Genomic DNA, 21791 nt, shown 5'->3' with positions numbered 1-21791 from the left:
GGGCGTTTTTACGCCCTTTCGAACCCGCGCGCGACCTCCCAGTCGGTCACCCGCCGGTCATATTCCTGCTGCTCCCATTCTGCGGCGTGCACATAATGGTCTACGACCTCTTCGCCGAAAGCGGCGCGCAGCATCTTCGAGCCGGAGAGCGCCTCGCTCGCCTCTCTCAGCGTATGCGGGATCTCGCGCACCTCCTTGCCCTGATAGGCGTCGCCCACGAACGGCGCCTCCAGTTCCATCTTGTTCTCGATGCCGGCAATGCCGGCCGCGATCAGGGCGGCAAAGGCAAGATACGGATTGAGATCGGAGCCGCCGACGCGGCATTCGATGCGGATTGCCTTGCTGCCCTCGCCGCAGAGGCGATAGCCGGCGGTGCGGTTGTCCTTGCTCCAGATCGCCTTGGTCGGAGCGAAGGTACCGGCCATGAAGCGCTTGTAGGAGTTGATATAGGGCGCCAGGAAATAGGTGACCTCGCTCGCATGGGCGAGCTGACCGGCGACATAGTGGCGCATGAGCTCGGACATGCCGTACTGCCCGTTCTTGTCGAAGAACAGCGGCGTTTCGCCGTCCTTGCTCCAGAGCGACTGGTGGATGTGCGACGAGGAGCCGGCGGCCGAGTAGTTCCACTTGGCGAGGAAGGTGATCGCCTTGCCGCGCTGCCAGGCGATTTCCTTGCAGCCGTTCTTGATGATCGCATGCCGGTCGGCCATCGTCAGGGCGTCGGCGTAACGGACATTGATCTCCTCCTGGCCGGCGGACGCCTCGCCCTTGGAGTTCTCGACCGGGATCCCGGCTCCCTGAAGGCCGTTGCGGATCGCCCGCATCACATCCTCTTCCTTGGTCGTCTGGAAGATGTGGTAGTCCTCGTTGTAACCGCTGGCGAGCTGCAGGTCGCGATATCCTGAGAGCCGCGCATCGTCATAGGACTGATCGAAGAGGAAGAATTCGAGCTCGCTCGCCATATAGGCCTTGAAGCCCATGGCTTCGAGGCGCGCCACCTGCTTCTTCAGGATGGCGCGCGGCGAATGCGGCACCTCCGCATGCGTGTCATGGTCCAGCATGTCGCAGAGAACCAGCGCCGTGCCTTCGAGCCACGGAATGCGCCGGAGCGTCGAAAGGTCGGGCTTCATCGTGTAGTCGCCGTAACCTTTCTCCCAGCTCGTCGCCTTGTAACCGGGCACGGTCTCCATCTCCATGTCCGTCGCAAGCAGGTAGTTGCAGCTATGCGTTTCCTTCCACGCGCTTTCCACGAAGTATTCCGCATGAAACCGCTTGCCCATCAGGCGGCCCTGCATGTCCACCTGACAGGCGAGCACCGTGTCGATGCGCCCGGCGGCAACATCCTCTTTCAGTTCCTCGAACGAATAGCTCATGAAAGTGTCATCCCATGTTCGGCGCGGCCGTTCCCTTGAACCGCGAAACGAAGCGGGGATCGCGGTCGCGACCCCCACTCTCTTGTTATTGTTCAGGCTTCGCCGACCGCCTTTTCGGCAGCGGCAATCTCCGCCTGGCGGCGCGCAACCTCGTCGCCGATCGGCGGACCGCGGAACCGGCGGTTTTCGAAGGCGAACCAGATGATGCCCGTCACGATCAGGAAGCCGACGGTGATGTAGAGCGCCCAATCGTTCGGCGGCTGAATGCCGAGGACGAAGATCAGCACCATGGCGACGATAGAAAGGATCGCGAAGAGCTTGAACATGCCCTCACCGAGATTCCACGGCCCCATCTTGTCCCACTTCGAGGTTCCCCAGGCGAACAGACCCAGGGTGATCGGGATCACGAAGGAGAAGAAGAGGAAGATGACGGTGCAGGAGACGACGATCGTGTAAACCGGCGTGTCGCCGATGGAGACGAGCGACGATCCCCAGACGAAGAGCACCGCAAGAATGGAGCCCGTCCAGATGGCCGCCACAGGGGTGCGATAGGTCGGGCTCACCTTTGAAAGAGCCTTGGAAGCCGGCAGGCCGCCGTCCCGCGAGAAGGCGAAGATCATGCGGGAAACCGAGGTAACCGTCGCCAGCCCGCACAGCCACTGACTGACGAAAATGGCGAGGTAGAGAATGTCCTTGATGATCGGATTGACCTGCGCATCCATCGCCCAGAAGAACACGTTCCAGCCCTGCTTGGCCGCCTCGTCCATGTCAGGAATCATCAACACGAAGGAGCAAAGCATGATGTAGCCGAAGAGAGCCGCCCAGAGCACCGAGGAGATCATGCCGCGCGGCACGGAATGTGCGGCCTTCACCGTTTCCTCCGAGGTGTGGGCCGAGGCGTCATAGCCGGTGATTGTGTAGATCGGCAGCAGCAGCCCGAGAAGGAACACCCAGGTTCCCGAGGTTTGCGGCCACACATTGCCGCCCGTCTCGCCCGAATAATTGGAGAAGGTGAAAAGGCGGCTGATCTCGTAAGTGTCGGCAGCGGCAAGGCAGACCAGCGCCAGGAGAATGGCGGTAACGAAGATCAGATAGCCCGAGAAGTCGGTGAGTTTCGCCGTCAGTCCGATGCCCATATGGTTTACCAGCGCCTGCGCGCCGGTGATGATCGCCAGGAAGACGATGCGCGTCATCGTCGTGTCCTCGAGACCGAAGTAAGGCGTTCCGAACGAGCCCATGAAGAAATAATAGGTGCCGACATTGATGGCGCCGAGAACGGTGACCAGACCGAGCAAATTGAACCATGCGGTCAGCCAGCCGGTAAAGCGGTTGCCGAGGATCGAACCCCAGTGATAGAGGCCGCCGGCGGTCGGATAGGCCGAGCTGATCTGCGCCATGGCGACCGCGAAGACGAACGAGATGAAGCATCCGAGCGGCCAGCCGATGCCGATCGCGGCGCCTCCCGCCCCGGATGTCGCCTGCGCCAGCGAGTTGATGCCGCCCGACAGAATGCAGATGATCGAGAAGGAGACGGCGAAATTCGAGAACTGGCTCATTCGCCGTTCGAGTTCCTGGGCATAGCCCATCGAATGCAGGATCTGCATATCCTGCTTCTTATCGACTTCGGTGTAGTCTGACATCCTTTTCCCCTGTTTCTCCAAGACCCGCCGCGCCATTGCGGAAGATCATGTCACCCTGCTCCGGCAACCGGAGCAGCACCGCGGCTTTGGCCGCTCCCCCAGGGTCTTCTAGTGCGCCGGAAGGGCAGCTACGCTCTTCGCGAGCAGCCCCGCCAGATAATCGGCCATGACCCTTTGGCCGACTTTATCGCGGATGAGATCGTTGCGGATCTCGATCATGACGTTCGGCACGCCGAAGCGGATGCCGTATTCGATCAGGCTGTGCGTCACACCGTCGGCCGGCCCGTAAGGCTCGTTGCGGCGGACGTCGTATCCCGCCTCGCCGATGGCTGCGGCGGCAAGCATGCCGTCTGCGAGCCGGCCGTCGGCATCGTGCAGAATGCCTAACTCGACTGTCCGCGGCTTGCCGAAATAGATCGGAGTGAAACTATGCATCGTCACGAGAACCGGCCGCCTGCCCGCGGCCTTGCGGTCTGCAACCGCGCGCGTGACGGCCTCGTGAAACGGCAGATAGATCTCCTCCACCCGCGAACGCCGCTCTGCCGCCGACATGCTCCTGTTGCCGGGCACGTCATAGACCTCGCTGAGAACAGGCATCGCCGCGTCGGACTCCGGCGGCCTGTTGCAGTCATAGGCGAGCCGCGAAAAGCGTTGGTGGATCAGCGTGCCGTCGAGCTTTTCGCAGAGCAATCGGGAGACCGCCAGTGCGCCGGGATCCCAGGCGACATGACTCTCGAGCGCCTCTTTCGAGAGCCCGAGCGTTCCCAAACTCTCGGGCATGCGGTTCGAGGCATGCTCGCAGACGAAGAGGAATTCTCCCTTCGCTTGCGCATTCTCGATCGCGACCGGGTCGCCCTCTGCCTCAGTCAAAAGCCCCGTCAAAACCGGCTCCCCAATGCCTCGTCAGACGATGATTGTGAAGAGAATTCTTCACGAATCGGCAGGTGTCAATGGAAAACTGAAACGATCTTTTCAAAATTGCGATTGACTCCGATTGTGACAGCGATGTTTAATTTCTTACAAGCTGGCAAAGACCGGCCGAGGGGCGAACATTGAACGGCAACACGGCTTCCATGACGGTGTCGGATGTGATCAACGCACATTTCGCCGCGCTGACGCGCGCCGAAAGGCAGTTGGCGGAGACACTTCTCGACAACTACCCGGTCTCCGGTCTCGGTTCGATCACCACGGTCGCCGAGAACGCCGGCGTTTCGACGCCGACGGTCGCCCGCATGGTCCAGAAACTCGGTTTTCGCGGTTTCCCGGACTTCCAGGCGCGGCTCCACCAGGAGCTCGAGGCGACGATCTCCAATCCCATCGCGAAACATGATCGCTGGGCGGCCAGCGCGCCGGGAACCCATACGCTCAATCGTTTCGCCGATGCGATCATGGGCAATATGCGCCAGACGCTGTCGCAGATCGAGCCGGCGGAGTTCGACACGGCCGCAGCACTCGTCGCCGACCTGAAACGCAAGGTCTATCTCGTCGGCGGGCGCATCACCCGCTCGATTGCGGACTATCTCTTCACCCATCTCCAGGTCATCCGCACCGGGGTGACGCAGATCGCCGCCAATCCGAGTTCGTGGCCGCACTACGTGCTCGACATGAAGGCGGGAGACGTCCTGATCCTGTTCGATATCCGCCGCTACGAGCAGGAGATGGAAACGCTCGCCCGCTTCGCCCGCAACCGCGGCGTCGAGATCATCCTTTTTACCGACCAGTGGGGCTCTCCCGTCGCCAAGTCTTCGTCCAAGGTCTTCCGCGCCCGGATCGAGGTTCCTTCGGCCTGGGACAGTTCGGTCATGCTGCTCTTCCTCGTGGAGGCGCTGGTCGAGGCCGTGCAGAGCTCGAACTGGGATGAAACCCGGGGCCGGATGAAGACGCTGGAGGGCCTTTTCGATTCGACCCGCATTTTCCGAAAGCCGGTCTAGGAGGGCTCCGGCGGCTTGAATTCCTGATGGAAGAGCATTCAGGCGACTTTCGAATGCAACCGGAGCGGATTGATCCGAAGCCGACATATCTGCCGCAGACGGGACAAAGCCTGTCACATAGGCTTCATCGCATATCTTTAACTGCATCGGCGAAATTGACTGAAAACCCAATAAGGAGAACGCCAGTGATTTCAAGGACTCAACGCCTGCTCTCGCTTTCGACCGCCATGCTGCTCGCAACCACGGCAGCAGCCGTTGCCGAGCCGAGCGAAGAGCTCATCGCAGCCGCCAAGAAGGAAGGCACGCTGACGACAATCGCGCTCCCGCACAATTGGTGCGGGTACGGCGACGTGATCGCCGGCTTCAAGGCCAAATACGGCATCGAAGTCAACGAACTGAACCCGGATGCGGGCTCCGGCGACGAGATCGAGGCGATCAAGGCCAACAAGGGCAACACCGGCCCGCAGGCCCCCGACGTCATCGACGTCGGCCTCTCTTTCGGCCCCTCGGCCAAGGCCGAAGGCCTGATTCAACCCTATAAAGTGTCGACCTGGGACACGATCCCGGACACGGCCAAGGATCCGGAAGGCTATTGGTACGGCGACTATTACGGCGTTCTCTCCTTCGTGGTGAACACCGATATCGTCAAGGACGTGCCGAAGGACTGGGCGGACCTCAAGAAGTCCGACTATGCGAACTCGGTCGCACTCGCCGGCGATCCGCGCGCATCCAACCAGGCGGTGCAGGCGGTCTACGCCGCCGGCCTTGCGGCCGGTGAAACGGATGCGGCCAAGGCCGGCGAAGCCGGCCTGGCGTTCTTCGCCGAGGTCAACAAGGCCGGCAACTTCGTCCCGGTCATCGGCAAGTCCGCCTCGCTTGCGCAGGGCTCGACGCCGATCATCATCGCCTGGGACTATAACGGCCTCTCCTGGCGCGACAGCCTGAACGGCAACCCGCCGGTCGAAGTCGTCGTCCCGGCCTCCGGCGTCGTCGCCGGCGTCTATGTGCAGGCGATCTCCGCCTTCGCTCCGCATCCGAACGCCGCCAAGCTCTGGATGGAGTATCTCTACTCGGACGAAGGTCAGCTCGGCTGGCTGAAGGGCTATTGCCACCCGATCCGCTTCAACGACCTCGTCAAGAACGGCAAGGTTCCGAAGGAGATGCTCGACAAGCTGCCGCCGGCCGAATCCTACGAAAAGGCCGTGTTCCCGACACTCGACGAGCAGGCCAAGGGCAAGGAAGCGATCACCACCAAGTGGGATAGCGTCGTCGGCGCGAGCGTGCAGTAACTGCCATTGCGTGCCTCCCCGCCTCATACGTGGCGGGGAGGTCATTTTCCTCCGATGCCGGGACAGCCGAAAGCTTTATGACCACGACAACAGCAGCAGCACCTCTGATCAGCAAACGAGCGATTATCGACTGGCTGGGTATTGCACCCTTCATGATTTTCGCGCTGATGTTCCTGGTCGTCCCGACGCTCTATCTCGTCACCGGCGCCTTTCTGACGCCGGCGGGCGAATTCACCTTCAAGAACATCGCCGACCTCTTCACCCCGTCGATCCTCTCCGCCTACTGGATCTCGATCCGGGTGTCGGTCGCCTCCTCGCTCGGCGGCGCCCTCATCGGCTTCTTTCTTGCCTGGGCCATCGTGCTCGGCGGCATGCCGAAGTGGATCCGTTCCGGCCTCCTTACCTTTTCCGGCGTCGCTTCCAACTTCGCGGGCGTTCCGCTCGCCTTCGCCTTTCTCGCGACCCTCGGCCGCACCGGGCTCGTCACCGTGTTTCTGCGCGACTGGTTCGGCTTCAACCTCTATTCGACCGGCTTCAACCTCCTGAGCTTCCTCGGCCTCACCATCACCTACATGTATTTCCAGATCCCGCTGATGGTTCTGATCCTGACGCCGGCACTGGACGGCATGAAGAAGGAATGGCGCGAAGCTTCCGAAATTCTCGGCGCCTCCACCTGGCAATATTGGCGCATGGTGGCGTTGCCGATCCTCTGGCCGAGCCTGCTCGGCACGACGCTCCTGCTCTTCGCCAACGCCTTCGGCGCGATCGCCACCGCCTACGCGCTGACCGGCAGTTCGCTCAATATCGTGCCGATCCTGCTCTATGCGCAGATCCGCGGCGACGTGCTCCATAATCCGAACCTTGGCTATGCGCTGGCGCTCGGCATGATCGTCATCACCGGCATCTCCAATATTCTCTACATCTGGCTGCGGATGCGCGCCGAACGGTGGCAGAAATGAAGGCAAGACGTCTCGGCGCCTGGATCGCCATCGCCATCGGGGCGAGCTATTTCATCATTCCGCTGCTCGGCACGCTGGAATTCTCGCTGCGCATGCGCCGCGATGCCTATTCCTTCGACGCCTACCGGTCGGTCTTCTCCGACTTCCAGTTTCGCGAGACCTTCGGCTATTCGATGCTGATGGCGTTTTTCACGATCATCTTCGGCATGCTGCTGGTGGTGCCGACCGCCTATTGGGTGCGGCTGCGCCTGCCTCAGGTCCGCCCCGTCATCGAGTTCATCACCCTGCTGCCGCTCGTCATTCCTGCGATCGTCATCGTCTTCGGTTATCTCAGACTCTATAATTCCTCATCGTTCCTGCCGCTGACCGGCTCCACTTCAGGCACCAACGCGCTCCTGATGTTCTCCTACATGACGCTGTCTCTTCCCTATATGTACCGCGCCGTCGACACGGCGATGCGGGCCATCGATGTCAGGACGCTGACGGAGGCCGCGGAAAGCCTTGGCGCCAAGTGGCCGACGATCCTATTCCGCTGCATTTTCCCGAATGTGATGAGCGGCGTGCTTTCCGGGGCCTTCATCACCTTCGCGATCGTCATGGGCGAATTCACTATGGCGGCGCTGCTCAACCGCCCCGCCTTCGGCCCCTATCTGCAGCTCGTCGGCGCCAACAAGGCCTATGAGCCTTCGGCGCTCGCCGTCATCGCATTCGCGATCACCTGGCTCAGCATGGGACTGATCCAGCTCGTGTCGCGCTTCCAGAAATCCGCTCCGGCCAAGGCTTGATCACATGGCATTCCTGCAATTGACCAATATTCAGAAATCCTTCGGCCCGGTTCAGGTCGTGCATAATTTCGACATGGGCATCGACAAGGGCGAGTTCGTCTCCTTTCTCGGCCCCTCCGGCTGCGGCAAGACGACCATCCTGCGCATGATTGCCGGCTTCGAGACCCCGTCCGGCGGCTCGATCTTCATCGACGGCAAGGACCAGGGTGCGCTGAAGCCGAACCAGCGCAATATCGGCATGGTGTTCCAGGCCTATGCGCTCTTTCCCAACATGAATGTCCACGACAATGTCGCCTTCGGCCTCAAGGTCGCCGGCGCCTCCAAAACGGAGATCGAGGCACGGGTTAAGCAGATGCTCGGACTGATCAAGCTAGAGCATCTGGCGGACCGCTTCCCCTATCAATTGTCCGGCGGACAGCAGCAGCGCGTGGCGCTTGCCCGCGCCCTCGCCGTCAAGCCGCAGGTGCTGCTCCTCGACGAGCCGCTCTCCGCGCTCGATGCAAAGATCCGCATCTCGCTGCGGGAGGAGATCCGCCAGATCCAGCAGCAGCTCGGCATCACCACGGTATTCGTGACGCACGACCAGGAGGAGGCACTGTCGATCTCCGACCGGATCGTCGTCATGAATTCCGGCCGCGCCGATCAGATCGGCACCCCTTTCGAGATCTACAACACCCCGGCGACACGCTTCGTCGCCTCCTTCGTCGGCACGCTCAACATCATCGAGGGCAAGGTGGCCGATCCCGCAAGCGGCGCAGTCACCATCGGCGGGCAGCGCATCTCACTGAAAGAGCCGATTGCCGGGGCAAAAGGCGGCGACAGCATCTCGCTGGCGCTCAGGCCGGAAGCAGGCTCGATCGCCGAGGGCGCCAGGGGCGATACCGCACTTCCGGGCGAAGTGGTATCGAGGAGCTTTCTCGGCTCCGTCATCCGCACCAAGCTGCGGGTCGGCAAAGACATCATCTCCTTCGATATGTTCAACGATCCGGGCATGACCCCACCGGTCGCCGGCGAGAGCGTCACGCTGCGTTTCGCGGCAAAGGACCTGCTCGTCATCCGCGAATAGAGGCGGCCGGAATGAATTGTTCAGGGGCGTGAAATCCTTGGAAAATTCTGTCGTGATTTTTCGCTTTCACGTCGCAGCACAGATTTGACGGCGGCGAAACAGCCGCTATAGTCGCAAGCGTTCTCAGGGCGGGGTGAAATTCCCCACCGGCGGTAGCGAACACAGGATCGGGAATGGTCGGTGGTCGGAGCCCGCGAGCGCTTCGCATTTCGTGCGAAGGTCAGCAGATCCGGTCGAATTCCGGAGCCGACGGTTATAGTCCGGATGGAAGAGAGCAAGCAGAAGCGTCGCCCCTCCCCGGGGTCTTCGCGCATGCATGTTCGCCCGACGGGATCATTGGAAAAATGCCAACCCTGAAAGGCTTGAGACCATGACCATACTTTCCCATCCCTCCGCCAAAATTGCCATCGTCCGCGCCCGCTGGCACGCCGATATCGTCGACCGTTGCGTCGACGCCTTCGTCGCGCAATGGACGAAACTCGGCGGCAGCGCCGCCGATGTCGAGATCTTCGACGTGCCGGGAGCGCTCGAAATCCCGCTGCATGCGCAGGCGCTCGCCAGGACCGGCCGCTACGCGGCGATCCTCGGCACTGCCTTCGTCGTCAATGGCGGCATCTATCGCCACGACTTCGTCTCCGGCACGGTGCTCGACGGCATGATGCGCGTCCAGCTCGATACCGACGTGCCGGTGCTCTCCGCGGTCCTGACACCCCACAACTTCCAGGAAAGCGAGCCGCTGATCGCCTTCTTCCGCGACCATTTCGTCGTCAAGGGCGAGGAAGCCGCGAATGCCTGCGCGCAGATTCTCGATGCGCGTGCGAAGCTTGCGCTGGTCGACGCCTGAACGGTGCTGCCGCTCATCCGGCCTGCCGGCCACCTTCTCCCCGCAGGCGGGGCGAAGGAGACTCGCGGCAGCCCTCCGGCATTCCAAGGCGCGCGGCCGGCATGGCCGCGCGCCTTGGCATTGAAGCGATTGAAAACCCGCGCGTTGCGCGCTAATAAACTTGACTTAAATGAGAAGGATTGTTGCGGTTTTGCCTTGTAGCCGGCAGGACCGGAGAAAGCGACGATGACGTTCCAGCCGCGCATGCAGAACAGGATCAGCGGGTTTTCGATCATAGGCGGTCTCAACCGCCGAGAGTGGAATGGTGTGGTTGCGGATGTCTGGGACGTGGAATGCGTTCCGCATGCGGGCGGCTATTATGTCGCCGAGGACCCCCGCATGTTCATCGTGCTCGATGCCAGGGGCGGCGGCAATTGCAGGGTGAAGCTCGCCGCGAACGGCAAGGGTGCCGTCCAGAACTATCATCGGCAGGCCCTCTCCTATATTCCGGCCGGAATGGAGCTCTGGACCGATGTCGTGGACATCCATTACATCCGGCATCTCGATCTTCACTTCGACGTCGATGCGCTCGGCAGGCGCCTGAAGGAAGACCTGGACGCCGCGGCAATCGAGACGCCCCGGCTGATGTTCCAGGACGAACGCTTCCTCACGCTTGCCGGGCTGATCGCGGCCGAGTGCCTCAATCCCCAGCCCCTCCACGATCTTTACGGCGACAGTCTTACGGTGGCGCTTTTCATCGATCTCATGAAGATCGGCAAGCGAAGCGGCCGCAAGCGCAGCCAGCTTGCGGCGTGGCAATTGCGGCGGGCGGTCGATTTCATCGAGGAGAATTTCGCCCGTAATGTCCGGCTCGAGGAGCTCGCCGGCCTCACGGGCCTCTCCCAATCGCACTTCAGCCACGCCTTCAAGGCTTCGACGGGTGTCGCGCCTCACCAGTGGCACATGAATGCGCGGGTCGAACGGGCAAAGCAGATGCTGCTCAGGAGCGACGCCCCGCTGACCTCGATTGCCGCCGAGACGGGTTTTGCCGATCAGGCGCACTTCACCCGTGTGTTCCGCAAGGCAGTCGGCACGACTCCGGCCCTCTGGAAGAAAAGTCACACCGCCTGACGAGTCCGCCGGCACCGCGCAGTTTTGCCCAAAATCGTTCAATTTCCTGATATCGGGACAAGCGCCGCCAAAATAGTTGATCTAGACACTCATCTTATCGTTGACAGTACCGGTCACGCGGGGCAACGGCGGGACCGGCCGATTTCGGGGCATGAATGAGATGAAGTGCAGGATCCGCGGGGCGCATCTGAAGACTCTTTTGGCGAGCGGAGTTGCGCTCGCGCCGCTGATGATGAGCGGAATCGCGCTGGCGCAGGAGGGAAACGCCACGCAGCTCGAGCGAATCGTCGTCGAGGGCGGCAATGCGGCCGGCGCCAGCGCGACCGGACCGGTGGACGGCTACGTCGCAAAGGCGACCGCGACCGGGTCGAAGACCGCCATGCCGCTCAACGAAATCCCCCAGTCGGTCTCCGTCGTCGGGCGTGAGGAACTGGACGACCGCGCCGTGGTCAACAAGGTCGATGAAGCATTGCGCTATACGCCGGGCGTCCTGTCGGCACCGTTCGGCACCGACCCGGATACGGACTGGTTCTACATCCGCGGCTTCGATGCGGCACAGACGGGCCTCTTCCTCGACGGACTGCCGCTCTTCAGCTTCGGCTTCGGCAATTTCCAGGTCGACCCCTTCATGCTGGAGCGGGTCGAGGTGCTGAAAGGGCCGGCCTCCGTGCTTTATGGCGGGTCCAATCCGGGCGGCATCATCAACCTGATCAGCAAGCGGCCGCTTGACGAGCCGCTCTACTACACCGAGGTCGGCATCAACAGCAACGGCAATGCCTTCACCGGCTTCGACGTGAACGACAAGCTGAACGATGACGGAACGGTTCGCTACCGCCTCACCGGCAAGGTCGCCGGCGGCGACAACTATTCGGACTATTCCGAAGACCTGCGCGGCTTCATCCTTCCTCAGGTAAGCTATGCGCCTGATGACGCAACCAGCCTGACCGTCTTCGGCCTGCTCCAGGGCCTCGATCAGGTCCATGTCGGCAACGGCTTCCTGCCCTATGTCGGAACCGTCGAAGACGCGCCCTTCGGCAAGATCGACCGGGATGCCTATTACAGCGAGCCTGATATCGACGAGGGCAGCTATACGCAGCAGATGCTCGGCTACGAGTTCAAGCACGATTTCGACAATGGCTGGACCTTCACCCAGAACGCCCGCTACGCCAATCTTCACAAACACGAGAAGTACCCGTACACCTATGGCTATGTCGGCGGCGCACCTACCGGTCCGGACTACCTCCTGAACCGAATCGGCTTCGAGGCGACGTCGAAAGTCGACAGCTTCTCGATCGACAACCGGGCGGAAACGGATTTCGATCTCGGCGCCACGACCCACACCTTCCTCGCCGGCCTCGATTACAAATACTACCGGCTCGACCATATTCAGGCATGCTGCGGCGCGACCCCGATCAGCGCAACCAATCCGGTCTACGGCACACCTCAGGGTGCAAATTTCGTATATCTCGATCAGATCGTCACGCAGCAGCAGATCGGCCTCTACGCACAGGACCAGATTCGTTTTGGCGAGGGCTGGCTGGTTACGCTCAACGGCCGCTACGACTATGTGGACACCAAATCCGACGCCGCGATCGGCACGAGCTACGAATCGAATGACGGTGCCTTCAGTGGCCGTGCCGGCCTCGCTTACGAGTTCGACAACGGCCTCACGCCCTATGTAAGCGCTGCGACCTTCTTCAATCCGCTGGTCGGCACGGGCACGAGCGATCCATCGGATCCGACGAATCCGGCAAAGATGGTCGCGCTCGAGCCGGAGGAAGGCTATCAATACGAGGCGGGCGTCAAATACGAGCCCTCCTTTATCGACGGGTTGTTGACTGCATCAGTCTTCCAGATAACCAAGCAGAACGTCTCAATTGCCGTTCCCGGCTTCTTCGTCAACTCGCAGCTTGGCGAGGTCCGTTCGAGAGGCGTCGAACTCGAGGGCAAGATCAATCTCAATACCAACTGGAAGATCATAAGCGCCTTCTCCTATACCGATCTCGAGGTCACGGAAGATCTCAACGCCAGTCTCATCGGCAATACACCGGTTCTCATTCCCGAAACACAGGCGTCGCTGTGGCTCGACTACACGGTTGCGAACGGCACGTTCGAGGGCGTGAGCCTCGGCGCCGGCGTGCGCTACCAGGGGGAATCCTGGGCCGACGCGGAGAACACGAAGAAAGTCCCCGCTGCGACGCTCGTGGATGCCGCTATCCGCTACGAGAAGAACGACTGGACGGCGTCGCTCAACGTCGCCAATCTGTTCGACAAGGAATATGTGGCGGGTTGCCAGGGTCTCCTGACCTGCGGCTATGGCGAAAGCCGGACTTTCACGCTGAAGCTCAGCAAGAAGTGGTAAAGGGCGGGACCTCCCCCTCATCCGGCCTGCCGGCCACCTTCTCCCCGCAAGCGGGGCGATGGGAATTCGCGGCCTCGCGGCTTGTCCCTCCTCCCCGTCAAAAATGCTACGGCATGCACATATCTCTTGCGCGCCGATGCGGCGGATACTGCCCATGAAAGGGATCCCTCGGGAACCCAACCGCCTCAACCCCGCTCGGTCGGGATTGCCCCTCAACCGGCTGCCGCCACCTTCTCCCCGCAGGCGGGGAGAAGGGATATGCCGCGCCCGCTCGCTCCCTCGGGCGGACAGTGAATGCGGGGTTCAGTTGGCGCCGCTTGTCCCTTCTCCCCGCCTGCGGGGAGAAGGTGCCGGCAGGCGGTTGAGGGGCGGGTGACCGCTAATGCCAATGTTAGCGCATACGGGTTTGATCCCAAGGACCCATCCCCAAGCCTCGCCACTGCTGGAAATACAGATGCCGCCACTCCGGAGTAAATCCGCGAAGGGCCGGACAACAAGAGATATGTGCATGCCGTAGCGTCAAAAACGGGGAGCACCCGGCACACCGCCCCAACGAAAACACCCGGCATTGCTGCCGGGCGTCTCGCTGCGTGCGCATGAGGGAGGATCAGCATGCGCGGCAGAATTCGCGACCGTTACTTCGCCTGATCCAGGCGGTCGATCGCTTCGACATTTGCCGCCGACGGACCGTTGGGGTCGAACTCGGAGGCGAGCCACGTATCGACGATCGATTTCGCCAGTTCCGGGCCGATGACGCGCGCGCCCATGGTGATGATCTGGGCGTTGTTGGATTTGGCCGCCCGCTCGGCGGAATAGGTGTCGTGGGTCAGCGCGGCGCGGATGCCGGGCACCTTGTTGGCCGAGATGCACACGCCGATGCCGGTGCCGCAGATCAGAATACCGCGTTCGTTTTCGCCGGCCGTGATCGTCTGCGCCAGATCGCGGGAGAGATCGGCATAGTAGCCGGTCTGACTCAGGTCCTTGACTTCGAGATCGCTTCTCTTGGCGAGATGCGCGGCGATGACGTCGAGCAGGGGCTTGCCGGCGCTGTCGGCTCCAATCGCGATTTTCATGTCGTTTCCTTTCCCTAAGGTGTTGTTGCCCGGCAACTCAGATCGCCCGGGCTACGCGTTGCAAAATGTCGAGATAGCCGCCGACGTCCCAGGCGGAGCGGCCGATGAAGAGCCCGTCGATATGGGGTTGGAGGATCAATTCCTCGCAGTTCTGAGGATTGACGCTGCCGCCATAGAGCACCGGAACCTTCACGCCGAGTGCACGCTCGGCGGCTTCGCCAATGAGGCGATGGCGGGCGTCCGCATAGTCGGCGGTCGCCGGTATGCCGTTGACGCCGATCGCCCAGACGGGCTCGTAAGCCAGAAGAACGGGCGCCTTCCGCGCCGCGCCTTCGAGAAAGGCAAAGGCGCCTTCCACCTGGCGCTTCAGGACAGTATCCGCCTCGCCCGCTTCGCGTTGCGCGAGAGTTTCGCCGATGCAGATCAACGGCACGAGCCCATGCTTGACGGCGGCTGCCGTCTTCAAGCCCACGGTGCGGTCGGTCTCGCCGAAATGCTCCCGCCGCTCGCTGTGGCCGAGCTCGACGATGTCGAGATCGCAATCGCTCAGCATGACCGGGGAAATTTCGCCGGTCCAGGCGCCGGCATCGTCCCAGTGCATGTTCTGCGCACCGACCTTGACGCTCGTCGCCTTAAGCCTTTCCTTCACCTGCCGCGCGGCGGTGAACGGAGGAATGACGAAGCGCTGTATCCGCTGATCGCGCGCATCGTCGGCGGCAGCAAGACCGTCGGCGAAGACCATTGCCTCGGCCAGCGTCTTGTTCATCTTCCAGCTCGTGCCGACCCAGGGACCAGACTTGCTCATGCGTTCTCCAATATTTTCCTGACGTCGATCCTGACGAGCTTGACGCCGGCGTCACCGAGCGCCGCCGCATTCCCCTCGGACACTTCGTTTCCGGTCAGCACCGCATCGAAGGCCGTGAGCCCCATCAGAAAATGCAGGGCCGACCGGCCGAACTTGCCGTGGTCCACCAGGAGATATTTGCGGCTGGCGGATTTCACCATTTGGCGCTTGATCTGCACGACCTCCTGATCCTGGTGGAAAGCTGACGCGCCCTCGATGGCCGAACTCGACAGGAAGGCCACGTCGGCGCGCAGCGAGCGCAGCGCCTCCTCGGTGACGACACCGAAAAAGCCGTTGAATTTCTTGCTGTAATGACCGCCGAGCGCGATCAGGTTGATGCCCGGTGCTCCCGAAAGATCGGCAATGACGCCGAGATTGTTGGTGATGACGGTGAGCGGGCGAATATCCCTTAGAAATCCGGCGATCGCTCCGGCCGTCGAGCTGTCGTCGATGATGATGCTCTGGCCGGGCTCGATCAGCGTCGCCGCATGTTCCGCAAGGCGGCGCTTCTCGCCCGTCGCGATCTTTTCACGGTACCGGAAATCGCTTTCAAATTGCGGGCTCGACTGAATGGAAGCGCCGCCATGGACCTTCCGCAGGAGCCCCGCCTGTTCGAGATCGTCAAGGTCCCGATGAACCGTCATCTTGCTGACGCCGAAGCGAAGGGCGAGTTCCTCGACGGAGGCTGTCCCAGCCTCCATCAGAACATCCATGATCGCCTGGCGTCTGTCTTCCGGTTTCATCGTATCGTCCCGTCAGGTGCAGCCTCCGCTGCGCCAAGGGAAAGGTAACATTCTTATGTTATTTTTCAACTCAAATCTGGGATTTTGTTACATTCACATGTGATATTTCGAAGCATTGAATCCGGTGTCGATAAACGGCTCCCAGAATTCAACAGACTCCCGGATCATCTCCACCACGTTGCGGTCGGTCGGTTCACGTTCGCGGAAGGAGAGTTCGAGGCAGATCTCGTTGTCCGTGCCGCCTCCCCTCCTGACGGCGTCGAGCAGTCGCTCGGGCGTGATCCTGCCGTCCTTGTTGTAGACGGCCGTAAAGGGCCAGTGTCCGCCCTTGTTCATCGAGGACTGCTTGACGTGGATGATCGGCGACTGCCGCGGAAAGGCCTCCGCCCAGGCATAGGGATCGACATCGGCGGCGTTCGGCGATGTGACGTCGCCATGGTCGATGTCGACCATCATCCTCATCGGGATCGGCAGGTCGGCTGCCGCCAGACGCCGGTCGAGTGCCCTGCACTCCTCGATCGTGTGGCCGAACTCGCGGCCGACCGACATCGGCTCCCAGAAGACATAGGAAAGGCCCGCGGCCTTGGCGTGCTCTGCCACCTCGCGCCAGCATTCGATGGCGATCGTCATCAGTTCTTCCCGACGCGCCGGGTCGTGATAATCCCTGAGCGTGAAGATCGCGAATTGCGTACCCATGCCGGAAGCGCCGAGCTCGGCGGAGATATCGGCGAAGGTCTTGAACCAGTCGACATAATAGCGCCGGACGTCCGCGTCGGGATGTCCGAAATGATTGAGACGGCCATAGGGGCCGGTCATGCCGGAGGTGATCTTCACGCCGGTACGGCCGAGCGCCGTTCGAAACTGCCGGAGCGTCTTGTTGATCGTCGCCGCCGGCCAGCCGGGATTGACGAATTCATGGGTGAGCTGGACATGACCGATACGGATCTTCTCGGCGATGGTGTCGATTAGGTCGTCCGCCTCGGCAAAGCGGTTGACCAGAGGATTGGTGTTGAGCGACAGCGTGAAGGCCATTGCCGGCTCCTTGCTACCAGAGGAATTTCGGGAGGATGAAATCGGGGCTCGCGCCGTGCTCCCGGAAGAGCTGCCGGCGCTCCGCGTCCGACCGGTGCTCGAGAATGCCGGTGGCGACGAGCACCGAGCCGAGCCCGGCCGCCGCAGCCCCGGCGATGTCATGCTCGACGCTATCGCCTATGGCACAGACGCGCCGCGGGTCCGGCCGCCCGAGAAAATCGAGCGCGAAGTCGTAGATGTCGGCAAACGGCTTGCCGATCCAGCGGACAGGACCGCCCAGCTCTTCGTAAAGCTCGGCGATGCGACCGGCGCCGAAGGCCGGGCCGCTCCTCGTCAGCATAACCTTGTCCGGGTTGGTACAGAGGCACGGGATGCCTCGCCGGGCAGCCGGGCCCAGCAGATCTTCGTAATAGGAAAGCGGATGGATATCGCCCTCGCTCCCCGCCAGCAGCACGATGTCGGCGTCTTCACCGCTCTCGGTGCGGACGAGATTCAGCCCCTTGAGCGGCGACTGATCGCCGTCGCGGCTGATCAGAAGGCACTTGCGCGCTAGGCCACCCTCGCCTTCGGCCTCCCGCTTCAAGAGCTGCCAGGCAACCTCTCCCGAGGTCAGGAACCAGTCCCAGCTTCCGCCCTCGAAACCGAGCGCCTCCAGCCGCCGGTCGTTCTCGGCCGAGCGCTTGCCGGAATTGGAGAGGATGATGACCCGCTTTCCGGCCTGCTTGAGGCGGACAAGCGTTTCCGCCGCACCCGGATAGGGTCCGCGCCCGTCTCTCAGCACTCCGTATTGATCCACGAGGAAGGCATCATATGCGTCTGCGACCGCAGAGAGGGCTGGAATTTCCCGGACGACGCTCATAGCACGCCCGCCTCTTTCGCTCCGGAAAGCGCCAGGCGAGCGGCGCCGGCAGCAGCCTCCTCCGATAGCACCGGCAGGAAGGGAACGACGAGCCTCCGTTTTCGGATTTCGGTCCACACCCCGTTCTTCGCGCCGCCGCCGACGGTGCGGATCGAGCCCAGGGCCGGGCTGCCGAGGGATACGAGCCGCTCATAAGCAAGGCGCTCGACGCCCGCGATGCCCTCGAAGATCGCCTTCAGGAATTCGGCGTCCTCCGTGGGGCGCGGTTCCATGCGCGGCATGAAGGCGGGATCGGCCACCGGGAACCGCTCGCCGGGTTTCAGCAGCGGATAGAAGTCGAGGCCCGTGTCGCTCGCCGGATCGATTTGATCCGAAAGCTCGGCGATCCGATCGTTGCTGAAATGCGCGGCGAGAACCGCGCCGCCTGTGTTGGAGGCGCCGCCGGCAAGCCACATGTCGCCGATCCGGTGGCTGTAGAGCCCGAATTCCGGGGCAAAGAGCGGCTTGTCGGAGAGCATCTTCACAGTCAGCGTCGTGCCCAGCGCACTGACGGCGTCACCAGGCCGGTCAGCCCCGGTCGCAAGGAAAGAGGCGCAGCCATCCGTCGTACCCGCGACGATAACGGTTTCGCTCGGCAGGCCGAAGGCTTCCGCCGCGGCAGGCGAGATCGTCGCGACCGGCGCCCCCGCCGGCAAAACATCGGGCAGAAGATCGATACGCGCGCCGGTCCGCGCAAGCCATTCCGGCCAGTTGCGGGCAACGGGATCGTAGCCGGTCTTCAGCGCGTTGTTTTCGTCGCTGACGTCATAAAGCCCGGTGAAATGGCCGGCAATCCAGTCGGCCTGATGAATGACACGGAAGACCTCCGGGAGCGACTGGAAGGTCAGCAGCTTGGCGAGCCCCGAGGTCGCGCCATGCGCGGCGCTCTCCTTGGGCGCATGGACGGCGATGCGCTCCAGAATGGCGGTGTCGCCGACCGGGTCGTTATACATGAGCGGCGTCGCGAGCGGCGCGCCGTCCGCAGCGACCGGGAGCATGGTGCCCGACGTGCCGTCGATGCCGACCGCACATATATGCGAGCCGTCGATCGCTTCGAGTGCCTGCGCAAGCGCGGCCTGAACCGCCTTCCACCAGCCGAGCGGATCGCGATGGTCATCGGAAAAGGCGGTAAGCCTGGCTGCGCCCGATGCGACGATCTCGCCTGCAGCCGTCATGGCCACGGCACGCGCACCGGACGTGCCAAGGTCGATTCCGAGAACGAGCTTGCCCTGCCCGCTCATTGCAGCACCTGCCCTGCACGGTTCAGCTGCTGGCGGTATTTTTCCGCGTCCCAGCCGAGAAGTTCCGCGTTTTCCGCATCGGTGAGATAGCGCAGACTTGCACCGTCCGGGATTCGCGCCGTCACGTCCGAAAGGCAGCGCGCCATGGCGAGCGCGCCGGCCGAAATATCCTTGAGCACCAAGGCGCCCTTGCCGGGAAAGAGAAGGACCGGCGGCAGGCTCTCTCCGGCGCGACGGAAGCCCTCTTCGAGAGAGAGCGCGTTTTCTCCCGGAGCGGCGACAACCGATCCCTTGCCGAGAAAGATCACGTGGTCCGGATAGAGGCTGCCTCCCGCGGCAATTCTGCAGCTTTCGAGGTCGGTCGCGGCATCGTGGATCCGCCCGTCGTCGGGCAGCCGATAGGCGCTGTTGACCGCAAGGCGCGACAGCGCCTCCAGGTCGGCGGAAGGCGCCTGCCGCACCGGCACGGCAAAGCGTTGGGATACCTCTGCGAGAAGACGCGCCGCGTCCCCGACCGTCTCGGCGGCGACGGCGAGCCCGTGATTTCCGAGCACCAGGACCGAGGTGTCCGCCTGAATCCGCTCGGCAATTGCCTTGGCGAGCGGCAACCCCGGCCTGGCATAGGGAACGAAGGCGTAGGGAATGCCCTGAAGCTTCTCCCCGGCAATCGCCGCCGCGTCGGCGCGAACGGCGGTCGCGATCGTCTCGACGCAATGAACGTGCACCACCACCTTCTGCGGCATCAGCGCGTGGACCGTGGTTTCGATCGACGGCCTAAGGCCCGAGGGGTTCAGATCCCTGACGACGAAATCCTGCGCCTTCTCCGTCGCCGGGTCGTCCCGCTCCAGCGCGTCGAGCAGCGGGTCGAGCGCGACCGGCACCATCACGTCGCGCCGACGGGCATGGGCAAGCCACAGGCCGGAAGCCTTGATCCAGAGGGTTCCACCCTCCTTGATCGAGGTATTGCCGCCCGCGCCCTGGACGAGATCCGGATCGGCGCCGACACGCGCCGACAGATCGAGAAGCGCTTCGAATTCGGAGCTTCGCAACATCAATTCTTCCTTCTCACGCCGCAGCCTGCTGGCCTTCGAACCAGCCGCTGAAGGCCCGCTTCTCGGCTTCGCTCATGTGCAGGCCGTGCTTCGTGCGCCGCTCGATCAGGTCCTCCGCCGTGCGCGCCCATTCATTCTCTATGAGGAAGCGGGCTTCCCGCTCCCGGAAGAGCGGGGTGAACGCCGTTCCAAGCTCGTCGAGCGAGGTGGCGCCGCCGATCAGATCATGCGCCCGCGTGCCGTAAAGCCGGGCGTAGTGCTTGGCGAGGTCCGCCGGCAGCCATCGGTAGCGCGCGCGCAGTTCGCCGAGGAACTGGTCGAAATCCGCATCCGCCATGTCGCCGCCCGGTAGATGCGCACGCGCCGTCCAGGCCGGGCCCATCGTGGGAAAGAAAGGCCTCAACCGTTCGAGCGCGTGCTCGGAGAGCTTGCGGAAGGTCGTGATCTTGCCGCCGAACACCGAGAGCAGCGGCGCTTCCTTCCCGGCGTCGAGCTCGAAGATATAGTCGCGCGTCACCGCCGACGGATTTTCGGCATTGTCGTCGTACAGCGGACGCACACCCGAGAAGCTGTGAAGGATGTCGCCCGGCGCCAGTTGCTGCTTGAAATAGCGGTTCACCGATTTCAGAAGGTAGGCGACCTCGTTTTCGTCGGCCGTGACGTCCTCAGGCCGCCCGTCATAGGGAATATCCGTGGTGCCGATCAACGCCAGATCGTTCTGATAGGGATTGATGAAGATCACGCGCTTGTCTGGGTTCTGGACGAGATAGGCTTGCCGCCCCTCCCAGAACTTCGGCACGACGATGTGGCTGCCCTTGACGAGGCGCACGCTGCGGCTCGAATTCAGTCCGGCAACCCGGCCGATCACGTCGTTGACCCAAGGCCCGGCGGTGTTGACCACGCAGCGCGCCTTGGCCTCCGTCTTCGCGCCGGTCTCGGCATCGGTCATCTCGACGTGCCAGAGGTCGCCGCGCCGGCGAATACTGGTGCAGGCGGTGCGGGTCAGTATCCGGGCGCCTTTCTTTTTCGCGTCGAGCGCGTTCAACACCACGAGGCGGGCATCGTCCACCCAACAGTCGGAATATTCGAAGGCCTTGCGATAGGCCGGCTTGATCGCAGCGCCTTCCGGGGCCGTGCGCAGGTTGAGCACCCGCGTGCCGGGGAGTCGCTTGCGGCCGCCCAGGTGATCGTAGAGGAAGAGGCCGAGCCGCACGAGCCAGGCCGGCCGGTCGGCGGGGTTGTGCGGCAGCACGAAACGCATCGGCCAGATGATGTGAGGTGCGGATTCCAGCAGAACCTCGCGCTCGATCAGGGCTTCGCGCACCAGGCGGAACTCGTAATATTCGAGGTAGCGTAAGCCGCCATGGACGAGCTTGCCGGAGCGGGAACTCGTGCCCTGCGCCAGATCGTCCTTCTCGCAGAGGAGGACCGAGAGCCCCCGCCCTGCCGCGTCGCGGGCAATGCCCGCCCCGTTGATGCCGCCGCCGATGACGAAAAGGTCGTATGTGCCGGTTTCGGAACTCACGTGCTTGTCTCCTGTCGTCGTCAT

19 protein-coding genes and 1 riboswitch are annotated in these 21791 nt (G+C 62.7%); of the genes, 8 read left to right on the top strand and 11 right to left on the bottom strand.

All coding sequences use genetic code 11. The annotated features are described in order from the left end of the window. Positions 1 to 8: 8 nt before the first annotated feature. From M1D43_RS01970 to M1D43_RS01960, 3 genes are all read right to left on the bottom strand, one after another. Positions 9 to 1373: a glutamine synthetase family protein gene (locus M1D43_RS01970; protein WP_003529186.1), complete on the bottom strand. Its 1365-nt coding sequence runs from the start codon at positions 1371 to 1373 to the stop codon at positions 9 to 11. Positions 1374 to 1465: 92 nt separating this feature from the next. Further along, the gene (locus tag M1D43_RS01965) at positions 1466 to 3013 is read right to left on the bottom strand and encodes an amino acid permease (RefSeq protein WP_153313804.1); all 1548 of its coding nucleotides are present in this window, start codon (positions 3011 to 3013) and stop codon (positions 1466 to 1468) included. Between the two features lie 108 nt (positions 3014 to 3121). Further along, positions 3122 to 3895: an N-formylglutamate amidohydrolase gene (locus tag M1D43_RS01960; protein ID WP_153313803.1), complete on the bottom strand. Its 774-nt coding sequence runs from the start codon at positions 3893 to 3895 to the stop codon at positions 3122 to 3124. A gap of 170 nt (positions 3896 to 4065) precedes the next feature. On the opposite strand from M1D43_RS01960, the gene M1D43_RS01955 reads away from it, so the two are divergent. From M1D43_RS01955 to M1D43_RS01920, 8 genes are all read left to right on the top strand, one after another. Continuing rightward, positions 4066 to 4944 (top strand): MurR/RpiR family transcriptional regulator, encoded by an 879-nt coding sequence (locus M1D43_RS01955; protein ID WP_003529191.1) that lies wholly within the window; start codon positions 4066 to 4068, stop codon positions 4942 to 4944. 185 nt (positions 4945 to 5129) lie between these two features. Beyond that, on the top strand, positions 5130 to 6233 hold the full coding sequence (locus M1D43_RS01950; RefSeq protein ID WP_003529193.1) for an ABC transporter substrate-binding protein: 1104 nt from the start codon (positions 5130 to 5132) through the stop codon (positions 6231 to 6233). A 77-nt stretch (positions 6234 to 6310) separates the two neighbouring features. Further along, positions 6311 to 7192, top strand: a complete 882-nt coding sequence (locus M1D43_RS01945) for an ABC transporter permease (RefSeq protein ID WP_003529194.1) — start codon at positions 6311 to 6313, stop codon at positions 7190 to 7192. Then, entirely contained in the window at positions 7189 to 7977 is a 789-nt protein-coding gene (locus M1D43_RS01940; protein WP_010969778.1) for an ABC transporter permease, read from the top strand. Before M1D43_RS01945 ends, M1D43_RS01940 begins: the two co-directional genes overlap by 4 nt. 4 nt (positions 7978 to 7981) lie before the next feature. After that, positions 7982 to 9043, top strand: coding sequence for an ABC transporter ATP-binding protein (locus M1D43_RS01935; protein WP_153313802.1), 1062 nt, complete (start codon positions 7982 to 7984; stop codon positions 9041 to 9043). Positions 9044 to 9158: 115 nt separating this feature from the next. Continuing rightward, a riboswitch (FMN riboswitch) is annotated at positions 9159 to 9323 on the top strand. A gap of 90 nt (positions 9324 to 9413) precedes the next feature. After that, positions 9414 to 9887: a 6,7-dimethyl-8-ribityllumazine synthase gene (locus tag M1D43_RS01930; protein ID WP_013844648.1), complete on the top strand. Its 474-nt coding sequence runs from the start codon at positions 9414 to 9416 to the stop codon at positions 9885 to 9887. Positions 9888 to 10112: 225 nt separating this feature from the next. Beyond that, a complete protein-coding gene (locus M1D43_RS01925; protein ID WP_010969781.1) occupies positions 10113 to 10997 on the top strand; it encodes an AraC family transcriptional regulator in 885 nt (294 codons plus the stop codon). Positions 10998 to 11148: 151 nt separating this feature from the next. Next, entirely contained in the window at positions 11149 to 13359 is a 2211-nt protein-coding gene (locus tag M1D43_RS01920) for a TonB-dependent siderophore receptor (protein WP_192923453.1), read from the top strand. A gap of 635 nt (positions 13360 to 13994) precedes the next feature. On the opposite strand, the gene derI is transcribed toward M1D43_RS01920, so the two are convergent. From derI to M1D43_RS01880, 8 genes are all read right to left on the bottom strand, one after another. After that, entirely contained in the window at positions 13995 to 14432 is a 438-nt protein-coding gene (gene derI, locus M1D43_RS01915; protein ID WP_003537271.1) for a D-erythrulose-4-phosphate isomerase, read from the bottom strand. Between the two features lie 37 nt (positions 14433 to 14469). Beyond that, positions 14470 to 15237, bottom strand: a complete 768-nt coding sequence (locus M1D43_RS01910; protein ID WP_153313220.1) for a triose-phosphate isomerase — start codon at positions 15235 to 15237, stop codon at positions 14470 to 14472. Next, positions 15234 to 16019 carry a DeoR/GlpR family DNA-binding transcription regulator gene (locus tag M1D43_RS01905; RefSeq protein ID WP_153313221.1) on the bottom strand — a complete coding sequence of 262 codons (786 nt, stop codon included), beginning with the start codon at positions 16017 to 16019 and terminating at the stop codon, positions 15234 to 15236. The genes M1D43_RS01910 and M1D43_RS01905 overlap by 4 nt, the downstream gene beginning before the upstream one ends. A gap of 93 nt (positions 16020 to 16112) precedes the next feature. Then, a complete protein-coding gene (locus M1D43_RS01900) occupies positions 16113 to 17051 on the bottom strand; it encodes a sugar phosphate isomerase/epimerase family protein (protein WP_010969786.1) in 939 nt (312 codons plus the stop codon). Positions 17052 to 17064: 13 nt separating this feature from the next. Continuing rightward, positions 17065 to 17910, bottom strand: a complete 846-nt coding sequence (locus tag M1D43_RS01895; protein WP_153313222.1) for a TIGR01459 family HAD-type hydrolase — start codon at positions 17908 to 17910, stop codon at positions 17065 to 17067. Beyond that, a complete protein-coding gene (locus M1D43_RS01890) occupies positions 17907 to 19190 on the bottom strand; it encodes an FGGY-family carbohydrate kinase (protein ID WP_153313223.1) in 1284 nt (427 codons plus the stop codon). The genes M1D43_RS01895 and M1D43_RS01890 overlap by 4 nt, the downstream gene beginning before the upstream one ends. After that, positions 19187 to 20242, bottom strand: a complete 1056-nt coding sequence (locus tag M1D43_RS01885) for a class II aldolase (protein ID WP_010969789.1) — start codon at positions 20240 to 20242, stop codon at positions 19187 to 19189. The genes M1D43_RS01890 and M1D43_RS01885 overlap by 4 nt, the downstream gene beginning before the upstream one ends. A 13-nt stretch (positions 20243 to 20255) precedes the next feature. After that, positions 20256 to 21791, bottom strand: coding sequence for a glycerol-3-phosphate dehydrogenase (locus tag M1D43_RS01880; protein WP_127597963.1), 1536 nt, complete (start codon positions 21789 to 21791; stop codon positions 20256 to 20258).

It is taken from the genome of Ensifer sp. R1-3 (assembly GCF_056739175.1).
Note: the sequence above shows the minus strand (reverse complement) of the source record. Positions and strands in the feature narration are given on the sequence as shown.

Coding starts and splice junctions, on each gene's coding strand:
- M1D43_RS01970 (WP_003529186.1), bottom strand. CDS start 1,373: ATGAGCTATTCGTTCGAGGAACTGAAAGAGGATGTTGCCGCCGGGCGC.
- M1D43_RS01965 (WP_153313804.1), bottom strand. CDS start 3,013: ATGTCAGACTACACCGAAGTCGATAAGAAGCAGGATATGCAGATCCTG.
- M1D43_RS01945 (WP_003529194.1), top strand. CDS start 6,311: ATGACCACGACAACAGCAGCAGCACCTCTGATCAGCAAACGAGCGATT.
- M1D43_RS01940 (WP_010969778.1), top strand. CDS start 7,189: ATGAAGGCAAGACGTCTCGGCGCCTGGATCGCCATCGCCATCGGGGCG.
- M1D43_RS01935 (WP_153313802.1), top strand. CDS start 7,982: ATGGCATTCCTGCAATTGACCAATATTCAGAAATCCTTCGGCCCGGTT.
- M1D43_RS01930 (WP_013844648.1), top strand. CDS start 9,414: ATGACCATACTTTCCCATCCCTCCGCCAAAATTGCCATCGTCCGCGCC.
- M1D43_RS01925 (WP_010969781.1), top strand. CDS start 10,113: ATGACGTTCCAGCCGCGCATGCAGAACAGGATCAGCGGGTTTTCGATC.
- M1D43_RS01920 (WP_192923453.1), top strand. CDS start 11,149: ATGAATGAGATGAAGTGCAGGATCCGCGGGGCGCATCTGAAGACTCTT.
- derI (WP_003537271.1), bottom strand. CDS start 14,432: ATGAAAATCGCGATTGGAGCCGACAGCGCCGGCAAGCCCCTGCTCGAC.
- M1D43_RS01910 (WP_153313220.1), bottom strand. CDS start 15,237: ATGAGCAAGTCTGGTCCCTGGGTCGGCACGAGCTGGAAGATGAACAAG.
- M1D43_RS01905 (WP_153313221.1), bottom strand. CDS start 16,019: ATGAAACCGGAAGACAGACGCCAGGCGATCATGGATGTTCTGATGGAG.
- M1D43_RS01900 (WP_010969786.1), bottom strand. CDS start 17,051: ATGGCCTTCACGCTGTCGCTCAACACCAATCCTCTGGTCAACCGCTTT.
- M1D43_RS01895 (WP_153313222.1), bottom strand. CDS start 17,910: ATGAGCGTCGTCCGGGAAATTCCAGCCCTCTCTGCGGTCGCAGACGCA.
- M1D43_RS01890 (WP_153313223.1), bottom strand. CDS start 19,190: ATGAGCGGGCAGGGCAAGCTCGTTCTCGGAATCGACCTTGGCACGTCC.
- M1D43_RS01885 (WP_010969789.1), bottom strand. CDS start 20,242: ATGTTGCGAAGCTCCGAATTCGAAGCGCTTCTCGATCTGTCGGCGCGT.
- M1D43_RS01880 (WP_127597963.1), bottom strand. CDS start 21,791: ATGACGACGACAGGAGACAAGCACGTGAGTTCCGAAACCGGCACATAC.